The following is a 21,096-nucleotide window of genomic DNA, read 5'->3' as shown; positions in this document are numbered from 1 at the left end:
TCTAGCAAAATAGATTCACTAGAGTCCCGCTAACTAACCAATTAAGTAATATTCTCCTTTTTCGTTCGATTAATAATGAGTTTTTTGAATTCACACAATAAGCAAAAAAATCTCAAACTAAATCTAGTCTTTATCACTGTCTATTTATAAACCAAAGGTATTTTGATACTGATTTACTAGGGGATTCCTTGAGGGTTTCTTGCACCTTTCTTCGAGAAAAGCACCTTCTAGGCAAGAAAACCCCTAGAAAACTCCTAGCAATCCCCTAAGAAGTGCAAGCGAAACGCTCTCCTCTTATTCATCCATAACGAAATCGAAGCTCATCTATTAATATTTCTATCTTTATTTTAACCTAATCCCCTCAATCTAAAACAATCTCATTATACCATCATGCATAAAGCCATTGTAATCAAACTGAAATGAAAAAGAAATGCATTCTATCATACCTGAAAGAACTCTTCTAATGCATCAAATGTGATATCCTGCGTCAAGACATCTTTCATGATTTGTCCTTTTTCTAAGGCGATCACTCGATCAGACACCTCATAAGTATGTTGAAGATCATGACTCGATATAATAATCGTGATCTCTCTATCTTTCATTTTTTGTTTTACCAATTCTTTTAATCTCAACTGTGTAGTCGGATCCAGATTAGCAAACGGTTCGTCTAAGATAACTAACTCAGGTTTTCCCATAAAGGCCGCTATAATACCTACCTTCTTTTGATTTCCCTTAGAGAAATCACGCAAATATTTACGTTGATTCAGCACTTCTCCATTGAAGAAACTTACATATTCATTTAGAAAACTCTCTATATCAGTACGAGACATCCCTCTCAGTTCTCCAACGAAATAAAAATATTCTTCAGGTGTCAAATACCCGATTAAGAAAGAATCATCAAAGAATGATCCTGTATACTTTTTCCATTCTTCATTTTCATTAACTACATTCCCTTTATTAGAAATATTTCCTTGAGTAGGTTTTATTAAATCTAGCAGAAGGCTGAAAAAGGTCGTTTTACCAGCACCATTATTCCCAACTAATCCAACACTTTGTCCTTTTGTTATTTCTAAACTAGGTATTTTTAAAACAGTCTGTTGACCATAAGACTTTACTAAATTATTTACTACTATCATATTACTTAGATTTAAAAGCCTCTATTGTGCTATATTTTTCTTGTTTATAAATTTTCTCTATGTACTTAAACGCCTGATTTTGGAAGAACATTCCTATGATCCCTATTCCGGTTAACAAGGTAAATCCTCCCCAAAAACCATATACCCAAAACCCGATATAATAGATTAGAATAGGCAAAAAGAGCTTAGGTAGCGAGATCAGCATCACCCTAAGGTTAAATGCATTCTTATCTGCAAATACATTCTTATTCGCTGTTAAGTCGACAGGGCTTTTTAGATAAGCACCTCCCCATAATACGATATAACCATTGATACCAATATTAAACACTCCATTCGCAATGATTAAATACACTAGATCCATACTCGTCCAGATATACAATACCGCCGCCAACATAGACACGCCAGTTCCCAACGCAATAATTAACCATTTAGACTTTAAATAATTCTTATACGTGATATTCTGAGTCATCATAAAAGAGTAATAAGAAGAATCCCAACTAGGCACATACTGTCCAAACATCATTAGGAAACCACCTGATACAAAGAAGGCAACGAAGATTAACATAAAGGTCGGATACCCTCCCATTTCTGTTGGACGAAGTATAAGGAAACCGTAGAACATAAATAATACGCTCATAAGCACCGTAGTACGTGCTCGTTTATTTCGAGTAATCAATCGCAAATCATTCTTAAGAAAAGAAGCATACGTCCCAAATCCGTCTAAACATTTCATCTCACGTGTAGTAGCTACTTCTACTTTGACCTTTAGCAGATCATCCATATACATATTCTTAACGTAGTAACGCACGGTCATCTTAATAGCTAACCACAACACTCCACCGTAGACAAGTACTAATGCAGGATATTCATACACACTATACAGTAAGTGCTGTGTGTATAAAGTACTGTCAAATAATTGGTAATACTGAATCGCGGCTAATAATCCGAATACTACTATAACAGCTATAAAAACAGATTTATATGACTCTATCAGTATATTGACAAAGTGCATCGTACACACACATAAATAGACTGCTATCATCCAAGCAATTACTCCTAAAACAGAATATCCCTGTACCATACTAACTATCGCAAATGGAAGAATAAATAGTAACTGAATAAAGTTAAACGCACTGATGAAAGAACTTCCTATATAGAAGTTCACGATCTTAATCTTAGGAAAAGGCAGTACGAGCAACGGTTTTATAGTAGCAGTAGGCAACTTCTGAAGGGTAAACCTCATAAACATCTCCATCACCATATAATACATCCAAAATCTGCTAATCACCTGTATAGGTGATCCCATACCTAGATTCATATCTTCGATAATAAAGAAACCACTCATCCCCATTACCAAAAACAGTAAACCAAAATACACTATCGCTATCCACTTAAAGACAACCAATATCGTATTCATGGTCTTATCATTGCTTCGAGACAATCTTTTCTTTTCTAAAAAAACAAACAACTTACGCATTGCTACAAATATTTATTATAACAATTAGTACTCTATTTAGGTATTTCGTTACAACTAAAACAGCATTATTTTAAATTAACCACTTTATTACTAAAATAAAAACAGAAACACATCAGCACAAAAACTATAATTAACCTAAAAATTAACACTTAACCACTTATTTATACCACAATATCAAACCAACTCTGCCTCACTTCAATCACTACGATATTTAGGACAAAATCATTTATCTTTGCCCAAAATATTAATACAATGAAAAAAGACATAGAGATTCCAGTAGTAAAAGATATAGAGATTGCAATCATAAAAGAATATAACGAAGAATTCTTAGCAGACTCTTGGTACGCATATCTATTCAATAACTCAGATCAAGAAATGGAAGCTATCCTAGTAGTATCACAAGCGATAGGTGAGATAGATGGTGAAGTAAGAGGTACAGGAGTATTTAGACATGCATTCAAATCTCTTGCTCCAAAAGAAAGTGTAAAAATAGAATTGTTAGATGAATCTGTTTTTAAACTGAGTAATTCATTTATGCTTACTTTCTTCCAAGGAGGAAAATTATACGACAAGACATATACCTTCATTCAGGACTCTCTAGGAGATGCACATTTACAGACATTGCCATTTACTACTAAAAAAGGAATATTAGCAAAATAATTTATTCTCCTATCTATCAATACCTTAATTTATAATCAATCCAAATGTTAGTTTGCTTAATTTGGTAAGCACAACTTAAAAAATAGATGATTATGAAAATTAAAAACGTATTGAGCATTTTATGCTGTTTGGGGGTATTAGTAACATTATTTGCTTTTAGCTCGTCAACACTTGTAACAGAAAGTAAAGCAGGAGACATAGAATGGAAAAACTTAAAGGTATTGCCAAAAGATATTTCTAATGACAGCCTTAAAGGACTAATGAGAGGCTATAATGATGCATTAGGAGTGAAATGTGGATACTGTCACACTACAGTAGAAGGAACAGATAAACTAGACTTCGCTGCAGATACAAAAAAAGAAAAAGAGTTCGCTCGACACATGATCACAATGACTCAAAAGATCAATGCTGAGAACTTTAATTGGCAGAATCACCCGAAACCAGAGACCATCGATGTAGTATCATGTGCTATGTGTCATAGAGGTACTGCTAAACCTTCACAGTCTTTAAAACTATAGATGTCACTATTGATAAGATATAAGAAAGCCCTTCTGTTAGAAGGGCTTTCTTATTATATATTTGATATACTTTTATTAATCCTTTTTAGGAGGAAACATAAATGATGCTACCACTGATAATACTAATACACCTCCTATAATACTTAATGACACTAATGATTCTACATGGTAGAATGGAGATACTATCATCTTGATTCCAATAAAAGATAAGATAATAGCTAAACCATATTTTAACTTAGAGAACCTATCCATAAAGTTAGCTAATAAGAAGTATAATGATCTCAATCCTAAGATCGCAAAGATATTAGATGTATATAAGATAAATGGATCATCTGGTGCGATAGCAAAAATAGCAGGTATACTATCTACTGCAAAGATCACGTCTGTGAACTCTATCACCATTAATGCTACGAATAATGGCGTCACCATACGCACTCCATTCTTAACTGTAAAGAACTTCTCTCCATCATACTCATCACTTACCTTAAAGAACTTATGCACCATACGTACAGCAAAATTCTTAGATAAGTCTTCATTCTCATCGTGTTCCTCTTTTGCAAACCAAGACTTAATACCCGAAATCAACAAGAAGATACCAAATATGGTCAATACCACATTAATCTCTACTGTTCTACCAAATACTTCCATCGCAGGTAGATATGTATGATTAATAATCTCTACACCCGCAAAAATGAAGATAGCTCTAAAGACTAAAGCTCCTAAAATCCCCCAGAATAACACTCTGTGGTGTAACTCTTTTGGAACCTTAAAAAAGGTGAACACTAGTATAAATACAAATAGATTATCTACTGATAGTGCTTTCTCTATCCAATAAGCTGATTGAAACCTTGCAAAGTTTTCGAAGTCGAGGTAATAATAAATAACTCCACTAAAACACATTGCTAAGCCTATCCACACAGCTGTCCAGATCAGTGCTTCTTTTGTTGATACAGTGTGACTGTGTTTATTAAATACTCCTAAGTCTAAAAGTAGCATGATAATAACGACTACTCCAAATACCCCTAATAAAGCAGGGTGATTGATTAAATGATCCATCTTTTAATTTTTTACTTGACAAAACTAAATGGAATAATCTCCCCCAAGAGAACACTCCTTAACTAACATTAAATCAACAAATTACAAACAAACTTTTGTATCTCAAAATTACAGCTAAAAAAAATAACTTATTGAAAAACAACAAGTTATTTTATATTTTTAGAATAAAACCTAAACACGGCTAAATCTATATTTTTTTAATCTAATTTCTCAGTAAGTTTTCTGAATACCTTTTTAGGATCCTTTCCATTGTATAAAATATCATATACTGCATTGATTATCGGAGTCTTAGCACCATATTGCTTATTTAGTTCATAAGCACTCTTAGAAGCATAGTACCCTTCTGCGATCATATTCATTTCCATTTGAGCTGACTTTACAGTATATCCCTTACCTATCATATTACCAAACATACGGTTACGAGAGAACAGAGAATATCCTGTTACTAATAAATCTCCTAAATAGGCAGAGTTATTAATATTACGTTTCATTCTATGCACTTTCTTAATGAACTTCTTCATCTCACGGATAGCATTACTCATCAGTAGAGCTTGGAAGTTATCTCCATAGCCAAGACCATGAGCGATACCACATGCTACAGCATAGATATTCTTTAATACTGCTGCATACTCTGTACCGATAATATCATCCGTTGTTTTCGCTTTGATATAATGACTGCTTACACAGTTAGATATTGTCTTAGCATACTCTTCTGTTTGACAAGCAATCGTTAAATAAGATAGGCGTTCTAGAGCCACCTCTTCAGCATGACATGGACCAGTGATTACTGCAATGTTCTCGTATGGTACATTATAAGTTTGATGGAAGTGTTCTCCTACGATAAGACTCGTCTCAGGGATAATCCCTTTAATCGCAGATACGATAACTTTCCCTTCTAGGCTAACATGTAATCTACTCATCTCCTGTGACAAGAACGCAGACGGAATAGCGAAGATTACATAATCCGCATAAGAGATTGCTTTGTTTATATCATTCGTCAACCTTAATTGTTCTACATCAAATTCTACAGAACTTAGGTAATTAGGATTGTGATAATTAACTTTTATCTCTTCTAATGCAGATTCGTTACGCATATACCAAGCAATCTCAGTTAGGTTTTCGCTCAACATTTTTACTATAGCAGTAGCCCAGCTCCCACCACCTATAACTGCAATTTTCGGATATTCATTCATACACTAAATTTATTAGTTGGTCAAAAGTAAGTAAAAAACACATTGCAAACAATTAGAACAACAATAGCTTAAGCTGAAAAAACACATCATTTATTCAACAAATATTGAAATAAATCTAAGTTTAACTCAGAAACAAGCCGATAAAAAACACTTTTATTTACATATTCGCATTTTAGTTTAATTAAAAACAAAGCATATACCTTCACATTCCGTGACCGATTTTAGATTAAATTAACAGTATATAAGATATACTGCTAATTATCAACTCCTTTAAACATAAAAAAACAAAAGCACATTCACCATTACAGTAAATGTGCTTCTCTATAGAATTATAAACTTAGTTTGACTATTTCTCTTACTTTGTCAATTGTTATATTTTTATTTTCTCCCATTGCTAGCCATCCTCTTTCATTAAATCGTTCAGCAATCCACTCTACAGCCTTCTCTCCTTCTTCAGTATAATCACTCAGTTTAGTAGCAACTCCTAGAGAATGAAAGAACGCTATCATACGCTCTATAGCCAGTCTAGCTACCTCATCATCACTCCCTTCTAGAGTAAATACTCGTCTACCGAACTGCGCTAATTTCTCTTTCTTCGTATCGAACATCACACTATATAGATTAGGGCCAATAATAGCTAATGTACGTCCGTGATCTATACCATATAACACAGTTAATTCATGACCAATAGCATGTGTCACCCAATCTTCTTTTACTCCTTTTGATATTAACCCATTTAGAGCCATCGTACAGCACCACATATAGTTCATCGCCGCATCATAATCAGTAGGATCCTTTAGTATCTTAGGGGCTATTTCTATTAAGGTCTGTAGGATACTCTCCGCAAACCTATCTTGTAAAGGTGCACCTTGAGGGAAAGTAAGGTACTGTTCTAACACATGGACGAAAGCATCTGTTATACCATTAGCAATCTGCTTCTCAGGCAAAGAAGCAATCACAGTAGGATCACATACAGAGAACACAGGATATAATACCTCTCCTGAGAATGATAATTTCTCTTGTGTAGCCTCTATCGTTACCACAGCACCACAGTTCATCTCACTACCTGTAGCAGGCAACGTCAGTATTGCACCATAAGGCATAGCCTTCCAGTTTACATTTAGTTTTTTCTGAATAATATCTATAGTATCTCCTTCATAGTACACAGCTGCAGATATAAACTTAACCCCATCTATCACACTTCCTCCTCCTACACCTAAGATAAAGTCTACCTTTTCTTTCTTAATCAGATCAACAGCTTTCACTAATGTTTCATATCGAGGATTAGGTTCTACTCCCGAAAACTCAACTACTTCATACCCTTCTAAAGCCTTTATCACTTGATCATAAACACCATTCTTCTTAATACTACCTCCACCGTATACGACTAGTACTTTACTTTTTTTATCGATTAGATTAGCTATCTCACCTATCTGTCCTTTCCCGTACAATAAACGAGTAGGGTTATATAATTCAAAATTCAACATAACTACTTTCTTTTATCTTATAAAATTAAAAAAAGGAATGCATTTGCATTCCTTTTATAGTATTAAATTCTATTTAATTATTTCTTATAAAACAAGTTGTGGTCTATATACTTCCACACTTCTTTATCAAGTAGAGGCATAATATTCTTACCCTCTTTAATGGAGTCTCTAATAAACGTAGCAGATATCTCCATGATTGGAGCATTCTCTACTAGGTGTATATTAGGATGATCTAGAAGAGGATTAGTCTCCTCTTTGCCACTGAATATACGAGGATATACATAGATAGGGTAACGTTCTAATAGCACCTCGTAGTTCTTCCACTTAGGTAGACTATCTAGATTGTCTTGTCCCATTAATAAACTAAACTCGTGTTTAGGATATCGCTCATGTAGATGCGCCATCGTATTCACGGTATAATTAGGTTGTGGCAAATTAAACTCTACGTCAGAAGGCTTGATATAATCATAATCAGCCGTAGCCAAATTAACCATATGTATCCTATGAAAATCCTCTAATAGACCTTTCTTTTTCTTTAAAGGACTATGAGGGGTTACCACCATCCATACTTCATCTAGGTCCGTGTACTGCACCATATGGTTAGCAATAACTAAATGACCGATATGAATAGGATTAAATGTTCCAAAATACAACCCTACCTTCATACTTATCTTCTTACTTTATAAAGTTCTTTACTAACTCTACAGCCTCATTCTTCGCTGTATCTAAGTCGTAATTCTTAATAATCATATCAAACTGAGGAGCCGTAGCCAACTCTACTGAAGCTTTAGCAATACGCATATTGATCTTATCTTCACTCTCTGTAGAACGCTTTTTAAGACGAATCTTCAATTCATCTATACTAGGTGGTTTCACAAATACAGCTAAAGTCTCATCTGGGAATTTACGCTTAATACGAAGACCTCCTGCTACATCGATATCGAATATTACATTCTTACCTTCTGCCCACAGACGCTCTACTTCACTACTAAGTGTACCATAGAAGTTATCTCTATATACCTCTTCCCATTCTAAGAACTTCTCTCCTTTTATGTTTTGTTTAAACTCTTCAAGAGAAATAAAATAGTAATCTTTACCATTCACCTCTTCACCTCTTGGTTCACGAGATGTACAAGAGATAGAGAACGCTAGGTTCAGATCTTCTTGCTCTAATAAATGTCTTACTATTGTAGTTTTACCTGAACCAGATGGAGCAGAGAAAACGATTAACTTACCTCTTTGCATAATAATATTCTGTCGTGTTGTATATATAACCTAAAGTACGTTTAGTACTTGCTCTTTTATTTTCTCTAATTCATCTTTCATCTTTACCACTATCTTCTGCATCTCAGCGTGGTTAGATTTAGATCCCATAGTATTAATCTCACGTCCCATCTCTTGACCGATAAACCCAAGTTTACGACCATTAGCCTCAGCTCCTTCAAGTGTTTCGATAAAGTAATCTAAGTGTTTGCTCAGACGTACTTTTTCTTCTGTGATGTCCATCTTCTCTAGATAGTAGATCACCTCTTGCTCATATCTATTCTCATCGATATTTAACTGAAGTTCTACTAAGTTCGCACGCAATCTTTCTTTTACAGTCACGATACGCTCTTTGTCTAATACCGATACCTCATCCATATACTTGCGGATGTTACCGATACGCAGTCTGAAGTCTTGTTCTAATGAAGCTCCTTCACTAGCTCGGAATTCCTTCATATTAGCGATAGCCTCAGTGATAACCTTTTCTATCTCTTTCCACTCATTCTCATCTAGCTCAGCACGCTCTACTTTTAATGCATCAGGCATACGCACAGCCATCTTCATAAGCTCTGTAGCATCTGCATCAGGGATAATCTCCTTCATTTGATCAATATATGCCATCACGATAGGGCCATTAATCTTATTAGAAGTTTCTTCTGCTGTAATCTCACTATATAATGAGAAGTCTACTTTACCACGCTCTAATTCTTGTGCAACAAGGTTACGAAGAGGTAGTTCTTTCTCTCTATACATCAAAGGCAATCTAACATTTAGATCTAAGCTTTTGCTATTAAGCGATTTTACTTCTACTGTGATTTTCTTTGTTGGTAATTGCAAACATGCCTTACCAAATCCTGTCATCGATTGTATCATATATTAAAAAATAATAGCTACAAAGGTAACAAAATCATTACTAACTGACTTATAAATAGCACAAAATACTGCTTAATAAGATTATAGATTATCTCTAAGTCAAGATGCCCATGATAATGCAGCTGTTTATCTTCTATAACTCCAAATAAAACCTCTTATAGTAATAAACACATTCATACCCAAAACAATAAAACATAAATTATAAATAAACAGAACCTGTAAAACACTAATAATAGCTTCTATACTTTTTGTCTTAATACTTAATTGATATAAAACGGATCAACGTTAAAAGTTGGGGAGGAAAGTGTAAAATAATATCTTTGCCTTATGATGGATAGCCAAGAAATACTAAAACTAATCTTACCTACTTACTTAGTAGAACACTTCAATATTACTAAAGTAGAAGAATTAGAGACCAAACTACATATCTACTTTGAAGAGAAGAATGATTACGCAAATCAATGTACTGAAAGACAGCTTATTTCTAAAGGTTTCCATAGTATGATTACTATTGAAGACTTCCCGTTACGAGGTAAATCAGTTAAACTACACGTACAACGTCGTCGTTGGACAGATAAACAAACAGGAGAAATTATATCACGTGATTGGAATATCATCGCAGAAGGAACACGAATGACTACAGAGTTCTCGGAGTTCTTAAAAAAAATTGGCCGATACTAAAGTACTTAGCTGTAAAGCTATTGGTGAATTATTTGGAGTTAAAGGTGAAAAGTTTCAACGCCAATACAAACATAAAACTAGTGGTTTCAAACAATGGGATCAACAAGAACATGCACAAGACTGGCTACTCTACCCAGAAAATATAACTGAACAACTCTCCATAGATGAAGTATGTTTATCTATGGGAGAATTGTACACTATACTGACTTCTAAAGCAGGTAAAGGTCAGAAAAAGACCATTGTAGCGATAGTTAAAGGAACAAAATCAGATACTGTAATAAAGCATCTATCTAAACTACCTAAAAAACTTAGAGATAAAGTTACCGAGATTACTTTAGATATGGCAGGGGCTATGAAACAGATAGCTAAGAAGTGCTTCCCTAAAGCTGTGCAAGTAATTGATCGTTTTCATGTACAAAAGCTTGTAAGTGAAGCTGTACAAGATATTAGAATAAAATATAGATGGGCTGAGCTTGACGCTGAGAACACTGCTGTTTTAAAGGCTAAGGAAGAAGGCGTTATATATAATCCTGAAATACTTACTAATGGGGATACTAAGAAGCAACTTTTAGTTCGCTCACGTTCTCTACTTTATAAAAACCAAATTAATTGGACATCTGATCAACAAGAAAGAGCTAAGGTACTATTTGAATTATACCCAGAGATCAAACAAGCCTATCTACTTGCTAATAACCTTAGACAGATATATAATCTACAAATAGATAAAGAAATAGCTATGACTAAGCTTGCTCATTGGTTTAATGATATTGAAAAAGCTTCACTTAAACACTTTAGTACTGTTTTAAAGACGTTTAATGTACACTATAACGAAATCATCAATTACTTTATTAATAGAAGTACAAATGCTTCTGCGGAATCATTTAATGCCAAAATTAAATATTTCCGTATGATGTATAGAGGTGTTAGAGATAAGAAGTTTTTCCTTTTTAGATTAACTAGACTTTTTGCCTAGTCCCCAACTTTTGTCACTGATCCTATAAAACTCTTAAACAGGCTAATAAGAAATAACAGAAATACATAAAAAAAGAGAGCCATATAGCTCTCTTTTGTGTTTTATACTCCTATTATTTGTTCGTTCCATCGCCTAGAATAGGAGATAACCAAAACAACCATAACTATGAACTATGCCTTCTAAGTCCTTATTTAGACCACCACAATCTACAAAGTCAGCAATAGTAAAAGTCGCGATGAAACTATGTGAATTAAATTTTTTACTAAAACAACCTAACCTTAACTCTTCTGTTTTAATTTAACCCCCAAACACTTAAAACTTTTTCTTTTCTTTTTATAAAGGAATTAATAGCAATTCTTCCCTTTCGTCTTCGATATTAAGACAACAAGCATCGCATTTGGTCACATCAAAAAAAGAATATTTTTTAAAAAAAGAATTTAATCAACAGATATACAGATGTTTGCGTGTGTAAAAAACATACTTAAAAATACTAACAAACTTATTTTAATGGAAGTCAATCAGCAAAAGAACAATTCATAAACTACTTGATTAGGCTATAACATAATTGTACTAATCCTGATTCAAAAGACTTTGTATTCTCTAACTTTAACTTAGACTCTGGTATACCGATATCAAATAGTCTAGTACCTTCACCTAATAATACAGGGATAACAGATATTACGATCTTATCTATGAGTCTATCCTTCAATAATCTGTTGACTAACTGTGCTCCACCATCGCAGAATATATCTTTACCCTCCTGTGATTTCAGTCTAGATACTAATTCCTTTAGATCACCATTATAGAAAGTCACATTACCTTCTGTAGGTAAATTTTGTCTAGTCATGACATACGTCTCTTTATCTGCATGATGAAATCCATATCCTTGATTTACTACCCAGTCATACGTACGCTTACCGATCAAGACTGTATCTATAGTTTCTACAAAAGCGGTATAACCATAATCTTCTCCTTCTCGCTGTACAGCATCCAAGAAACTCAAGTCATCCCCTGGCTTAGCGATATAACCATCCAAACTACTCGAAATGTATAATACTACCTGTCTCATATATCTTTGATCTTAAAACACAAAATTGCAAACTTTTATCCTCCTATAAACAAAAAATTACCTCAGCAGGTAAAAAACTTATCTGAACCGTTTATATAATTCATTGCATTAATGTTTACCTTATAACAAAAAAGAGCCAGCACATGCTGACTCTTTTTCCTTACTATTTATTCTTTACTTGTTCGATAGCAGCCTCGACTACTTTCTTACTATTCCCAACATAAATGTTACCGTCGATAAACATTACTGGGCGATTTAGAAAAGTATATTGCTCTAGAATAAGTTTTTTAAAATCATCTTCTTGAAGATTCTTGTCTTTTAACCCTTCACTTTTATACAGTTGAGCTCGCTTATTGAATAGTTTTTCATAGCTACCCACTTGCTTATACATCTCTTCTAACTGTGGCTCTATTACAGGGTTCTTCTTAATCTCTTGTAGTTCAAACGTATCTAATTCCGGCATCTCAGCCATGATACGCTTACATGTTGTACAAGTACTTAAATAATATATCTTTCTCATATTATACATCTTTTACGGTAATGATATGTACTGGACAAACTTTTTCTGCTTGTTCACATGCCTCTAAAATAGTATAATCTGGCGACTTAAGCGTATGAAATCCTTTATTATTCACAGATTTCAACAAAACAGTCTTTCCATCTTTCTTAGACATCTGAAACTGCTGAGGAGCAACCTCAACACAATAATTACATCCGATACACTTATCTCGTTGTAGCGTGACTATGACCATTATGCCTCTACTATTTTATACAGCTTATCAGATAAGCGAATTCTAAACGGAATCTTGATAGTACAGTCATCTCCTTTAGTCGCTTTCTCTACCTTCTGCTCATTGACGAATAATTCTTCTACGATTAACTCTTGTGCTCCCGTACTAGGTCCTGTGATAAGAATCTTATCTCCTACCTTGATATCATAAGCTTCTATTTTAAACTCTCCGATAGATGCTTTCTGGAAGTAGTGAGCAGCTTTACCTACATACACTTTTTTCTGAGTTGCATTACTACCAGGGTTATCACTCCACTCTCCCAATTTCTGTCCTAAGTAATATCCACTCCAGAATCCACGGTTATACACCGTTTCTAAAGCTTTCATCCATTCTGCTACTTTCTCTTGAGAGTAAGTACCATCAGCGATAGCATCAATAGCCTCACGGTAAGTACGAATCACAGTTGCTACATACTCAGGAGCTCTACCTCTACCCTCTATCTTCAGTACCTTAGTACCAGCATCGATCACTTGATCTAAGAAATCTAAGGTACATAAGTCCTTAGGAGACATCATATACTCATTGTCTATCTCGATCTCAAAACCACTCTCTTGATCTATTACCGTGTATTTTTTACGACAGTTTTGTTTGCATGCTCCTCTGTTTGCAGAAGAGTTATGTGAGTGAAGGCTTAAGTAGCACTTCCCTGATACTGCCATACACAATGCTCCATGACCGAAGATCTCTATCTCTACCAAATTACCAGAAGGCCCTTTCACCTGTTCTCTTTCGATAGCTTCTGTGATCTTTTTTACTTGTCGCAAGCTTAGCTCACGAGATAATACGATAGTATCAGCGAATAAGCTATAGAACTTAACAGTCTCAATGTTCGTTACATTTAGTTGAGTAGAGATATGTACTTCTAACCCGATCGCTCTTGCAGATGCAATAACTGCCTGATCAGATGCGATTACTGCTGTAAGCCCTGCCTCTTTTGCCTTATTCAATAAAGTTTTCACCACTGATAAGTCGTGGTCATAAACGATAGTGTTTAACGTCAAATAAGTACGTACATTCTTCTCTTTACATCTTCTCGCAATCTCTTCTAAATCATCAATAGAAAAGTTCACCGTAGAACGCGCACGCATATTTAACTGGTCTACTCCGAAATATACTGAGTCTGCACCGTTATCTAATGCGGCCTGTAAAGACTCGAAGTTACCTGCAGGAGCCATAAGCTCTACTCTTCCTGAAACTGTCATATTCTTTATGCTTAATCTATTATTTTATACAATTGGTCGTTTTTACGAATACGAAAACCTAATTCCATAGTCATCTTATCTCCATTATTAGCTGTACTAACTTCCACTCCATTTACCATCATCTTCTCTATAGTTAGTCTCTCATCACCTGTAGTAGGTCCTACAATAGCTACTTTATCTCCAACATTTAACTCCTTGTCAACAATAAACTGCCCTACACTAGCTTTAGTAAAGTAGTGTTGAGCTGTCCCGATTAGAACTTTTCGCTCTGCTTGTTTCTTGCGGATTTGTGTTACTGCACTTACCTTCACTGCTTTGATCTCATCAGTAGCACTGCGTTCTCCTTGGAACTTTAATGCCTCTGAGCGTCCTTTCTTGAATACTAAGTTTCCTTTTTGTACTCCTTGACGTAAGCGTTTTTGTTCATCTTCTGGTAACTGAATGATATCTAAACACTCATCAGAACAGCATCCATGCATCTTCTCAGCACACTCATCACACTGAATAAACAATAAGTGACATGCTTCGTTAGCACAGTTTACGTGAGTATCACATGGTTTACCACACTGGTGGCAGTTAGAGATAATATCGTCTGTAATACGCTCTCCTAGACGGTGGTCAAACACGAAGTTCTTTCCGATGAACTTACTCTCTAATCCTTCAGCCTTTACCTGACGAGTGTATTCAATAATACCTCCTTCTAATTGGTATACATTCTTAAACCCGTTGTGTTTAAAGTAAGCTGATGCTTTCTCACAGCGGATACCTCCTGTACAGTACATCAATAAGTTTTTCTCCTCTTTGATGTCTTCTAATTGGTCTTTAATGATTGGCAGTGATTCACGGAATGTGTCCACGTCTGGAGTGATCGCTCCTACGAAGTGCCCTACTTCACTCTCATAGTGGTTTCTAAAGTCCACTACTACCGTATTCGGGTCTTCTAATAATTCGTTGAATTCTTTTGCCTTTAAGTGAATTCCCTTATTCGTAACATCGAATGTATCATCGTTTAGACCATCAGCTACGATCTTGTGTCTAACCTTCACTGTTAGCTTTAAGAATGATAAGTCATCTTGCTCTACAGCTACATTCAGACGGATTCCTTTCATGAAATCATACTGCTCTAAGGTCTCTCTAAATGCATCAAACTTAGATGCAGGTACAGACATCTGAGCATTGATCCCCTCATGAGCTACATAAGTACGTCCTAAAGCGTCTAATGCATCCCAAGCTAGGAATAAATCGTCTCTAAATTGTTGTGGGTTTTCTATTTTGGCGTACGCATAGAAAGATAAAGTCAAACGGTTCTCCCCCGCTTGCTCGATAAGTTCAGCTCTTTCCTCTGCGCTTAATGTGTTATACAGTTGCATGCTATATACTTTTAAGTGTAGATTATATATGTTTGAAATCCTAAATGGAAGAATTTCGGTGCAAAGATAGTATTTAGATTTAAAAATGAGAATTGAACCTTATAAAATTTACATAAATAGTTAACTATCAAATTATTCAATCCTTTTTTTAGAACCTCAGCTTCTATTTTAAGCATCTCCTCTACAAAAGGTATTCTGTAAGAATACTTGACCTTATAGATTTATCTTTTGTTATGAATTGAACGCGATAATACACTACTTAAATATCCCCATAAACAGCCATTTTTGCGAAATAGACAAGTCTAAACAATAATATATGAGACAATTATACAGATATTTGTTTCCAATAAAACTCATAAAATGGACAATAAAACTTTATCAATCGTATCATACATCACATTAATTGGATGGTTAGTAGCATTCTTTGTAGGAAAAGAAAAAGCAAATGATTTACTAAAATACCACCTAAGACAATCATTTGGTGTATTAATCTTAAGCTTCGTTTTATCACTTGTTATACGAGTAATAGCAGGTATATTCCCAATCATTGCAGGCATGATAGCACTAGTGTTATACTTAATTATTCTTTTATATATGATTATGGGAATACTTAATGCAGCAGGAGAAAAGAAAAAACCATTACCTCTTATCGGTGAATGGTCAGATAAGACACTTAGCTTTATTAAGTAATACACATGTATTATCTAAACAAGAAGGGGGCTGTCTCATTGCAAAAAGAGACAGCCCCTTTGTATTTCTTATGGCTTCATTTTATAATCAGTAAATACCTTACCATTCATAATTTTATTAAGCTTTGTACCTATCAACTTTTTAGTCAATGAGCTTAATCGATCTGTAAATAACACCCCTCTCGTATGGTCGTACTCATGTTGTATAATACGCGCTGTAGTACCGTGGAACGTCTTAGTATGAGGTTTAAAATCTCTATCTAGGTACTCTATCGTGATAGACCATGGACGCGTAACGCGCTTAAAAATATCAGGAATACTTAGACATCCTTCTACCTCATCCCATGTCTCGTCAGATTTACCGATAATACGTGCATTGATAAATGTCTCGCGCATCCCTGTATCTCCCTCTGCGAAATTAGCTTTGCGCTCATCCTCTTCTGCATTCTCATACATCACGATACTATCTACTACGAATAGCTGTTTAGTCTCTCCTATCTGAGGAGCTGCTAGCCCGCATCCATAAGCGTTCTCCATAGTCTCCCACATATTATCGATCAGCTTATTTAGGTCTTCAGAACTGCTATCTATCGCATCACAGTCTACCTTTAATGTTTTATTTCCGTATGCTAATATTGGTAATTTCATTGTGTTTCTATTTGTTACAAAAGTCGGGATAAGTTACTTCCTACACAAAAAACTAACCTTAAATAATTTAATAACACTTACCATTACGTAAGTCTATATAGAAGTATTTATCATCTTGACGCACCTTTACATAATGCTCTTGTTCTATCTCGAAGATTACATCGTAGGCTATTGGTAATACGATATCACCTTTTTTATTCAGGATTCCCGTCTTTGCCATCACAGTGGTATACACTAGTCCATGACCTACTGATAGTATAAAGTCACACTCCTTACTGAACAACGTCTCTCCCGAAGTATTAATACAATGAAAAGTATTAGAATCATCCTCTCGTACGAAAGCAATTCCATCTTTAAAATCACTTGCATCTACATATTTATAGTCGATAACTACCTCTCCTGTCTTATTTACATAACCATAAGCATCTCTATTACGTATAGGAGCTAAACCATTTCTAAAGATTCCGACATAACCAATTTCTTCAGAGAAATGCTTGAGAACATCTCCTTTATCATTGATAATAACACGACTGTTATCGTCTAGACTCATACTAGCTAATCCCTCAGAAAATTGTGTCCCAAAAGAATACTGAGGCTCTATAACCCACTCTCCTTTTGGGTTAATAAACCCATAGTGATTATTACTACCAACTAATCGATAACGGTCATTCTCAAAAATAGTATCAGACTCGATAATCATCTCCAGAGTAGAAGTAATCTTATGGCCTCCCTCATCATATATCGTAGTCTTATGGTCTTTTTGTGTCATGAAATATTTCGATCCACGTCTATCCACATGAGTGGTGATGATTAGATACTTTGGTTCTACCATCCACTCTCCTACTGTGTTTATAATACCATACTCACCATCACTTACACTCGCTACAGCCATACCTCTACTAAACATCCAAGCGTCGGCATACTGAGGTTCTATCACCCAATTCTTATCCTCATCTACATATCCCCACTTTCCATCCTTATCTTGAGAAGGAATCAATATAACGTCTTCTGTACCCTCTATTGCGTTACTTATTACTAATCTATCTCCTAATAAACCATCACAACTAGAGCATGAAAACAACACTACTAGAGTGAACAGCAATACTTTAAAACACTTTTTTACCTGATCCATATATTATCCTAATAACGCTAAAATTAAGTGCTAAAAATACATAATTCTAAAATAGTATAGACCCCATCACTTCTCCACACGCTAAAATCAAAACCTTACTATAAATAAGCCTTACTACAAATGCAACACCACACACTTAAACTTACATACTATCTCCTAAAAGAACGAAGCCATCATGTCTTATTTTTCCAATCATAATTGAGGTGGTCGGCTTATGGTCGGCTTGTGATGGGCATTTGGTCGGCTTAAAAGTGCATAAAATAGCCCATCACTAGCCTATCAAATACTGATCATTCCCTTATCACTCAAAACAACGTCTAAATCTCATTACCCATTGTCTAAACCTTATCTTAGGGTGCATTCACCTAAAATTCAAAACCTTATTTTTAGGATTATTTCTCCTACATCATACTATCACAAGGACGAGGTTAAAAACAACACATTGCTATAAATTATATCATAACAAAGAGATCACACTCACCTGCTATAATTCATAGCATAATGATACTACTCTCTTGGACTGTAATTAAATTATATTACTTTTACATCAGTAAGAATCTAATTTTTATAAAAAATGAGTGCAGATAAAGAAGCAAAATTAAAAGCGTTACAACTTACACTTGATAAGTTAGACAAAACTTATGGTAAAGGAACAGTAATGAAGTTGGGAGATACTGCTGTAGAAGAGGTAGAAGTTATTTCTTCAGGATCACTAGGTATTGACCTTGCATTAGGTGTAGGAGGATTCCCTAGAGGAAGAATTATAGAGATATACGGTCCAGAATCATCAGGTAAGACGACTTTAACTTTACACGCTATCGCAGAAGCACAAAAAGCAGGTGGTATCGCAGCATTCATTGATGCGGAGCACGCTTTTGACCGTTTCTATGCACAAAAACTAGGTGTAGACATCGACAACTTAATTATATCTCAACCAGACAATGGTGAGCAAGCATTAGAGATCGCTGAGAACTTAATTCGTTCTGGAGCTATTGACTTAGTAGTAATTGACTCTGTTGCTGCCTTAACTCCAAAGAGTGAAATCGAAGGAGAGATGGGAGATTCTAAAATGGGATTACACGCTCGTTTAATGTCTCAAGCTTTGAGAAAGTTAACTTCTACTATTAGCAAGACTAACTGTACTGTATTCTTCATTAACCAGTTACGTGATAAAATCGGTGTAATGTTCGGTAACCCTGAGACTACTACAGGAGGTAACGCATTGAAGTTCTACGCTTCTGTACGTCTAGATATCCGTAAGTCTACTCAGATTAAAGATGGTGAGAATGTGATCGGTAACAGAACGAAAGTAAAAATCGTGAAGAATAAAGTAGCACCTCCTTTCCGTACTGCTGAGTTTGATATCATGTATGGTGAAGGTATCTCTAAAGTAGGTGAAGTACTGGATATGGCTGTAGACTATGAAATCGTGAAGAAAAGCGGATCTTGGTTTAGCTACGGTGATACTAAGTTAGGACAAGGTCGTGATGCTGTGAAATCAGTGATTAAAGACAACCCTGAACTAATGGAAGAACTTGAACAATTAATCAAGGACGAAATCAAAAATAAAGAAGCTTAATTGTTTCTATCCTTAAATATGAATCCCTTACAATAGTATTGTGAGGGATTTTTTTATATATCAACCTATAAATCCTGCTAGTGCAGCATATCATAACGTCAATACTGCTATATACATAAAACCAATAACATAGAGTTTTACAAGGAATTAGAAAAACTCCTTTACCTTCTGCAATGATAAACAAAACAGAAAGGCCTAATAGCATAGGTAAACTACTAAATATTCCTCTCAACACAATTTTCTTATGCTGTCTATCTAAAGCCATATATCTATTAATCAACACATAATAACGTTAAATAGTACAAAAAAAGTATCTCAACAATACCAACGCCTTTTATATAATAATCCATTAACACTAGGCACTAAAAGGAGAATCACTTAATTTTGTAATTCAATAAAACACAAAACAACAATATGAAATTACGATTATTAGCACTATTGCTAACAATTATGACCTTTATTAGCTGCGACGATCCGTTTAAAAGACATGATTTTTATCTGTCTAACCCAACTGATAAAGAGATTACAGTATCACTAGATAATCAAAAATATACCCTAGCCCCAAATACCTTTGAGGTATTAAAACTGGAGAATGGTGTACACGAATTAGACTACAATGGACAAAAAAACAAGTTCAATGTATTCAAACAAAACTCTGGTGGTATCATCAACCCAACTTTAGAACCACACTATATCTTCTCGATGGTATATGCTACAGAAGGAAACTTTGACAAATTTGGTTCTACTGCGAGAGAAGTAGTTATTGATGATGTACTTTATACAAATAATATTAAATCGACTAACGCTCTATTTATAGATAATAACCTATACAGATGTACTTATTTCTTAGGTGAAGAATATCCTGAAGAGCTGGTTACACATAATAAGAATGCTGTTGGTAACTTCTACAATAAATTCTTTACTAAAGCTGAATTTATCACTTTTTATGAAGAAGAGTTCTCAGCAGAGAGCAAAGGTTTTCACCAACAGAACATGGTTGCAGGAGGAGCGTGTACGATTACAGAACCTAATGCATTAGAGCTAAAGCTACCAGACGTGCCACAAGAAGATGTGATTGCTTCTTATAAACAAGAGATGGCACTAGTAGAAGAGTTTAAAACTTCAACTGATGCAGGCCGTCAAAAAGAGATTCAAAAAGAACTATTTGATTTATCAATGAGCCGTTCTAAACTTGATATTAATTACAGTAAGCTATCTACTGAACAAAACCAATCTATGAATGACTTCGTTCATGCTAGTGGTAGAATTTCAGGAGCAGGTATTATACAACTGTGAATC

At 34.8% G+C, this 21,096-nt stretch carries 22 protein-coding genes; 7 read left to right on the top strand and 15 right to left on the bottom strand.

Translation table 11 applies throughout. The features are described 5' to 3' along the window. Window positions 1-440 precede the first annotated feature (440 nt). Window positions 441-1,136: an ABC transporter ATP-binding protein gene (locus BK054_RS05770; protein WP_071307055.1), complete on the bottom strand. Its 696-nt coding sequence runs from the start codon at window positions 1,134-1,136 to the stop codon at window positions 441-443. A 1-nt stretch (window position 1,137) separates the two neighbouring features. Beyond that, the gene (locus tag BK054_RS05765; RefSeq protein ID WP_071307054.1) at window positions 1,138-2,613 is read right to left on the bottom strand and encodes a DUF5687 family protein; all 1,476 of its coding nucleotides are present in this window, start codon (window positions 2,611-2,613) and stop codon (window positions 1,138-1,140) included. A 252-nt stretch (window positions 2,614-2,865) separates the two neighbouring features. On the opposite strand from BK054_RS05765, the gene BK054_RS05760 reads away from it, so the two are divergent. Together BK054_RS05760 and BK054_RS05755 are read left to right on the top strand one after the other, a co-directional pair. Continuing rightward, window positions 2,866-3,273, top strand: a complete 408-nt coding sequence (locus tag BK054_RS05760; RefSeq protein ID WP_006257845.1) for a hypothetical protein — start codon at window positions 2,866-2,868, stop codon at window positions 3,271-3,273. Window positions 3,274-3,365: 92 nt separating this feature from the next. Further along, window positions 3,366-3,791 carry a c-type cytochrome gene (locus tag BK054_RS05755; RefSeq protein WP_016649957.1) on the top strand — a complete coding sequence of 142 codons (426 nt, stop codon included), beginning with the start codon at window positions 3,366-3,368 and terminating at the stop codon, window positions 3,789-3,791. A 75-nt stretch (window positions 3,792-3,866) separates the two neighbouring features. On the opposite strand, the gene BK054_RS05750 is transcribed toward BK054_RS05755, so the two are convergent. From BK054_RS05750 to BK054_RS05725, 6 genes are all read right to left on the bottom strand, one after another. Next, a complete protein-coding gene (locus BK054_RS05750) occupies window positions 3,867-4,847 on the bottom strand; it encodes a TerC family protein (RefSeq protein ID WP_006262505.1) in 981 nt (326 codons plus the stop codon). A gap of 197 nt (window positions 4,848-5,044) precedes the next feature. Further along, window positions 5,045-6,040: an NAD(P)H-dependent glycerol-3-phosphate dehydrogenase gene (locus tag BK054_RS05745; protein WP_006257848.1), complete on the bottom strand. Its 996-nt coding sequence runs from the start codon at window positions 6,038-6,040 to the stop codon at window positions 5,045-5,047. Between the two features lie 329 nt (window positions 6,041-6,369). After that, window positions 6,370-7,527: an iron-containing alcohol dehydrogenase gene (locus BK054_RS05740; protein ID WP_071307053.1), complete on the bottom strand. Its 1,158-nt coding sequence runs from the start codon at window positions 7,525-7,527 to the stop codon at window positions 6,370-6,372. 77 nt (window positions 7,528-7,604) lie between these two features. Continuing rightward, a complete protein-coding gene (nadD, locus tag BK054_RS05735; RefSeq protein ID WP_006262503.1) occupies window positions 7,605-8,192 on the bottom strand; it encodes a nicotinate (nicotinamide) nucleotide adenylyltransferase in 588 nt (195 codons plus the stop codon). Between the two features lie 10 nt (window positions 8,193-8,202). Further along, the gene (gmk, locus tag BK054_RS05730; protein ID WP_006257851.1) at window positions 8,203-8,772 is read right to left on the bottom strand and encodes a guanylate kinase; all 570 of its coding nucleotides are present in this window, start codon (window positions 8,770-8,772) and stop codon (window positions 8,203-8,205) included. 30 nt (window positions 8,773-8,802) lie between these two features. Beyond that, on the bottom strand, window positions 8,803-9,651 hold the full coding sequence (locus BK054_RS05725; RefSeq protein WP_016649954.1) for a YicC/YloC family endoribonuclease: 849 nt from the start codon (window positions 9,649-9,651) through the stop codon (window positions 8,803-8,805). A gap of 339 nt (window positions 9,652-9,990) precedes the next feature. Between BK054_RS05725 and BK054_RS05720 the strand changes: the two genes are divergently transcribed. Continuing rightward, the gene (locus BK054_RS05720; RefSeq protein WP_006262421.1) at window positions 9,991-10,344 is read left to right on the top strand and encodes a hypothetical protein; all 354 of its coding nucleotides are present in this window, start codon (window positions 9,991-9,993) and stop codon (window positions 10,342-10,344) included. Further along, the gene (locus BK054_RS05715) at window positions 10,331-11,317 is read left to right on the top strand and encodes a transposase (protein ID WP_071307052.1); all 987 of its coding nucleotides are present in this window, start codon (window positions 10,331-10,333) and stop codon (window positions 11,315-11,317) included. Before BK054_RS05720 ends, BK054_RS05715 begins: the two co-directional genes overlap by 14 nt. A gap of 541 nt (window positions 11,318-11,858) precedes the next feature. On the opposite strand, the gene BK054_RS05710 is transcribed toward BK054_RS05715, so the two are convergent. The 5 genes from BK054_RS05710 to BK054_RS05690 form a co-directional block, all read right to left on the bottom strand. Then, window positions 11,859-12,386: a dihydrofolate reductase family protein gene (locus BK054_RS05710; protein ID WP_071307051.1), complete on the bottom strand. Its 528-nt coding sequence runs from the start codon at window positions 12,384-12,386 to the stop codon at window positions 11,859-11,861. Window positions 12,387-12,549: 163 nt separating this feature from the next. Then, window positions 12,550-12,906, bottom strand: a complete 357-nt coding sequence (locus BK054_RS05705) for an arsenate reductase family protein (RefSeq protein ID WP_071307633.1) — start codon at window positions 12,904-12,906, stop codon at window positions 12,550-12,552. Between the two features lies 1 nt (window position 12,907). Next, window positions 12,908-13,138, bottom strand: coding sequence for a ferredoxin (locus tag BK054_RS05700; protein ID WP_006257855.1), 231 nt, complete (start codon window positions 13,136-13,138; stop codon window positions 12,908-12,910). Further along, window positions 13,138-14,379 carry a U32 family peptidase gene (locus tag BK054_RS05695; protein ID WP_006257856.1) on the bottom strand — a complete coding sequence of 414 codons (1,242 nt, stop codon included), beginning with the start codon at window positions 14,377-14,379 and terminating at the stop codon, window positions 13,138-13,140. The genes BK054_RS05700 and BK054_RS05695 overlap by 1 nt, the downstream gene beginning before the upstream one ends. Window positions 14,380-14,390: 11 nt before the next feature. Further along, entirely contained in the window at window positions 14,391-15,749 is a 1,359-nt protein-coding gene (locus BK054_RS05690) for a rhodanese-related sulfurtransferase (RefSeq protein ID WP_071307050.1), read from the bottom strand. Between the two features lie 360 nt (window positions 15,750-16,109). On the opposite strand from BK054_RS05690, the gene BK054_RS05685 reads away from it, so the two are divergent. Further along, the gene (locus BK054_RS05685; RefSeq protein WP_006257858.1) at window positions 16,110-16,439 is read left to right on the top strand and encodes a hypothetical protein; all 330 of its coding nucleotides are present in this window, start codon (window positions 16,110-16,112) and stop codon (window positions 16,437-16,439) included. 68 nt (window positions 16,440-16,507) lie between these two features. On the opposite strand, the gene def is transcribed toward BK054_RS05685, so the two are convergent. Continuing rightward, window positions 16,508-17,086, bottom strand: a complete 579-nt coding sequence (gene def / locus BK054_RS05680; protein ID WP_006257863.1) for a peptide deformylase — start codon at window positions 17,084-17,086, stop codon at window positions 16,508-16,510. 67 nt (window positions 17,087-17,153) lie between these two features. Beyond that, window positions 17,154-18,218 (bottom strand): WG repeat-containing protein, encoded by a 1,065-nt coding sequence (locus tag BK054_RS05675; protein ID WP_071307049.1) that lies wholly within the window; start codon window positions 18,216-18,218, stop codon window positions 17,154-17,156. 574 nt (window positions 18,219-18,792) lie between these two features. Here BK054_RS05675 and recA point away from each other — a divergent pair. Together recA and BK054_RS05660 are read left to right on the top strand one after the other, a co-directional pair. Continuing rightward, window positions 18,793-19,797 (top strand): recombinase RecA, encoded by a 1,005-nt coding sequence (gene recA / locus BK054_RS05670; protein WP_006257865.1) that lies wholly within the window; start codon window positions 18,793-18,795, stop codon window positions 19,795-19,797. Window positions 19,798-20,211: 414 nt separating this feature from the next. Beyond that, a complete protein-coding gene (locus BK054_RS05660) occupies window positions 20,212-21,093 on the top strand; it encodes a hypothetical protein (protein ID WP_071307048.1) in 882 nt (293 codons plus the stop codon). Window positions 21,094-21,096: the final 3 nt, after the last annotated feature.

The organism is Myroides sp. ZB35 (assembly GCF_001865835.1).
Classification (GTDB): domain Bacteria; phylum Bacteroidota; class Bacteroidia; order Flavobacteriales; family Flavobacteriaceae; genus Flavobacterium; species Flavobacterium odoratimimum.
The sequence above is the reverse complement of the archived record's forward strand: the minus strand, read 5'-3'. Positions and strand labels throughout refer to the sequence as shown.

Bases quoted from the DNA above. Each gene is read 5' to 3' on its own strand.
- BK054_RS05770 (WP_071307055.1), bottom strand. From the start codon at position 1,136: ATGATAGTAGTAAATAATTTAGTAAAGTCTTATGGTCAACAGACTGTT.
- BK054_RS05765 (WP_071307054.1), bottom strand. From the start codon at position 2,613: ATGCGTAAGTTGTTTGTTTTTTTAGAAAAGAAAAGATTGTCTCGAAGC.
- BK054_RS05760 (WP_006257845.1), top strand. From the start codon at position 2,866: ATGAAAAAAGACATAGAGATTCCAGTAGTAAAAGATATAGAGATTGCA.
- BK054_RS05755 (WP_016649957.1), top strand. From the start codon at position 3,366: ATGAAAATTAAAAACGTATTGAGCATTTTATGCTGTTTGGGGGTATTA.
- BK054_RS05750 (WP_006262505.1), bottom strand. From the start codon at position 4,847: ATGGATCATTTAATCAATCACCCTGCTTTATTAGGGGTATTTGGAGTA.
- BK054_RS05745 (WP_006257848.1), bottom strand. From the start codon at position 6,040: ATGAATGAATATCCGAAAATTGCAGTTATAGGTGGTGGGAGCTGGGCT.
- BK054_RS05740 (WP_071307053.1), bottom strand. From the start codon at position 7,527: ATGTTGAATTTTGAATTATATAACCCTACTCGTTTATTGTACGGGAAA.
- nadD (WP_006262503.1), bottom strand. From the start codon at position 8,192: ATGAAGGTAGGGTTGTATTTTGGAACATTTAATCCTATTCATATCGGT.
- gmk (WP_006257851.1), bottom strand. From the start codon at position 8,772: ATGCAAAGAGGTAAGTTAATCGTTTTCTCTGCTCCATCTGGTTCAGGT.
- BK054_RS05725 (WP_016649954.1), bottom strand. From the start codon at position 9,651: ATGACAGGATTTGGTAAGGCATGTTTGCAATTACCAACAAAGAAAATC.
- BK054_RS05720 (WP_006262421.1), top strand. From the start codon at position 9,991: ATGATGGATAGCCAAGAAATACTAAAACTAATCTTACCTACTTACTTA.
- BK054_RS05710 (WP_071307051.1), bottom strand. From the start codon at position 12,386: ATGAGACAGGTAGTATTATACATTTCGAGTAGTTTGGATGGTTATATC.
- BK054_RS05705 (WP_071307633.1), bottom strand. From the start codon at position 12,906: ATGAGAAAGATATATTATTTAAGTACTTGTACAACATGTAAGCGTATC.
- BK054_RS05700 (WP_006257855.1), bottom strand. From the start codon at position 13,138: ATGGTCATAGTCACGCTACAACGAGATAAGTGTATCGGATGTAATTAT.
- BK054_RS05695 (WP_006257856.1), bottom strand. From the start codon at position 14,379: ATGACAGTTTCAGGAAGAGTAGAGCTTATGGCTCCTGCAGGTAACTTC.
- BK054_RS05690 (WP_071307050.1), bottom strand. From the start codon at position 15,749: ATGCAACTGTATAACACATTAAGCGCAGAGGAAAGAGCTGAACTTATC.
- BK054_RS05685 (WP_006257858.1), top strand. From the start codon at position 16,110: ATGGACAATAAAACTTTATCAATCGTATCATACATCACATTAATTGGA.
- def (WP_006257863.1), bottom strand. From the start codon at position 17,086: ATGAAATTACCAATATTAGCATACGGAAATAAAACATTAAAGGTAGAC.
- BK054_RS05675 (WP_071307049.1), bottom strand. From the start codon at position 18,218: ATGGATCAGGTAAAAAAGTGTTTTAAAGTATTGCTGTTCACTCTAGTA.
- recA (WP_006257865.1), top strand. From the start codon at position 18,793: ATGAGTGCAGATAAAGAAGCAAAATTAAAAGCGTTACAACTTACACTT.
- BK054_RS05660 (WP_071307048.1), top strand. From the start codon at position 20,212: ATGAAATTACGATTATTAGCACTATTGCTAACAATTATGACCTTTATT.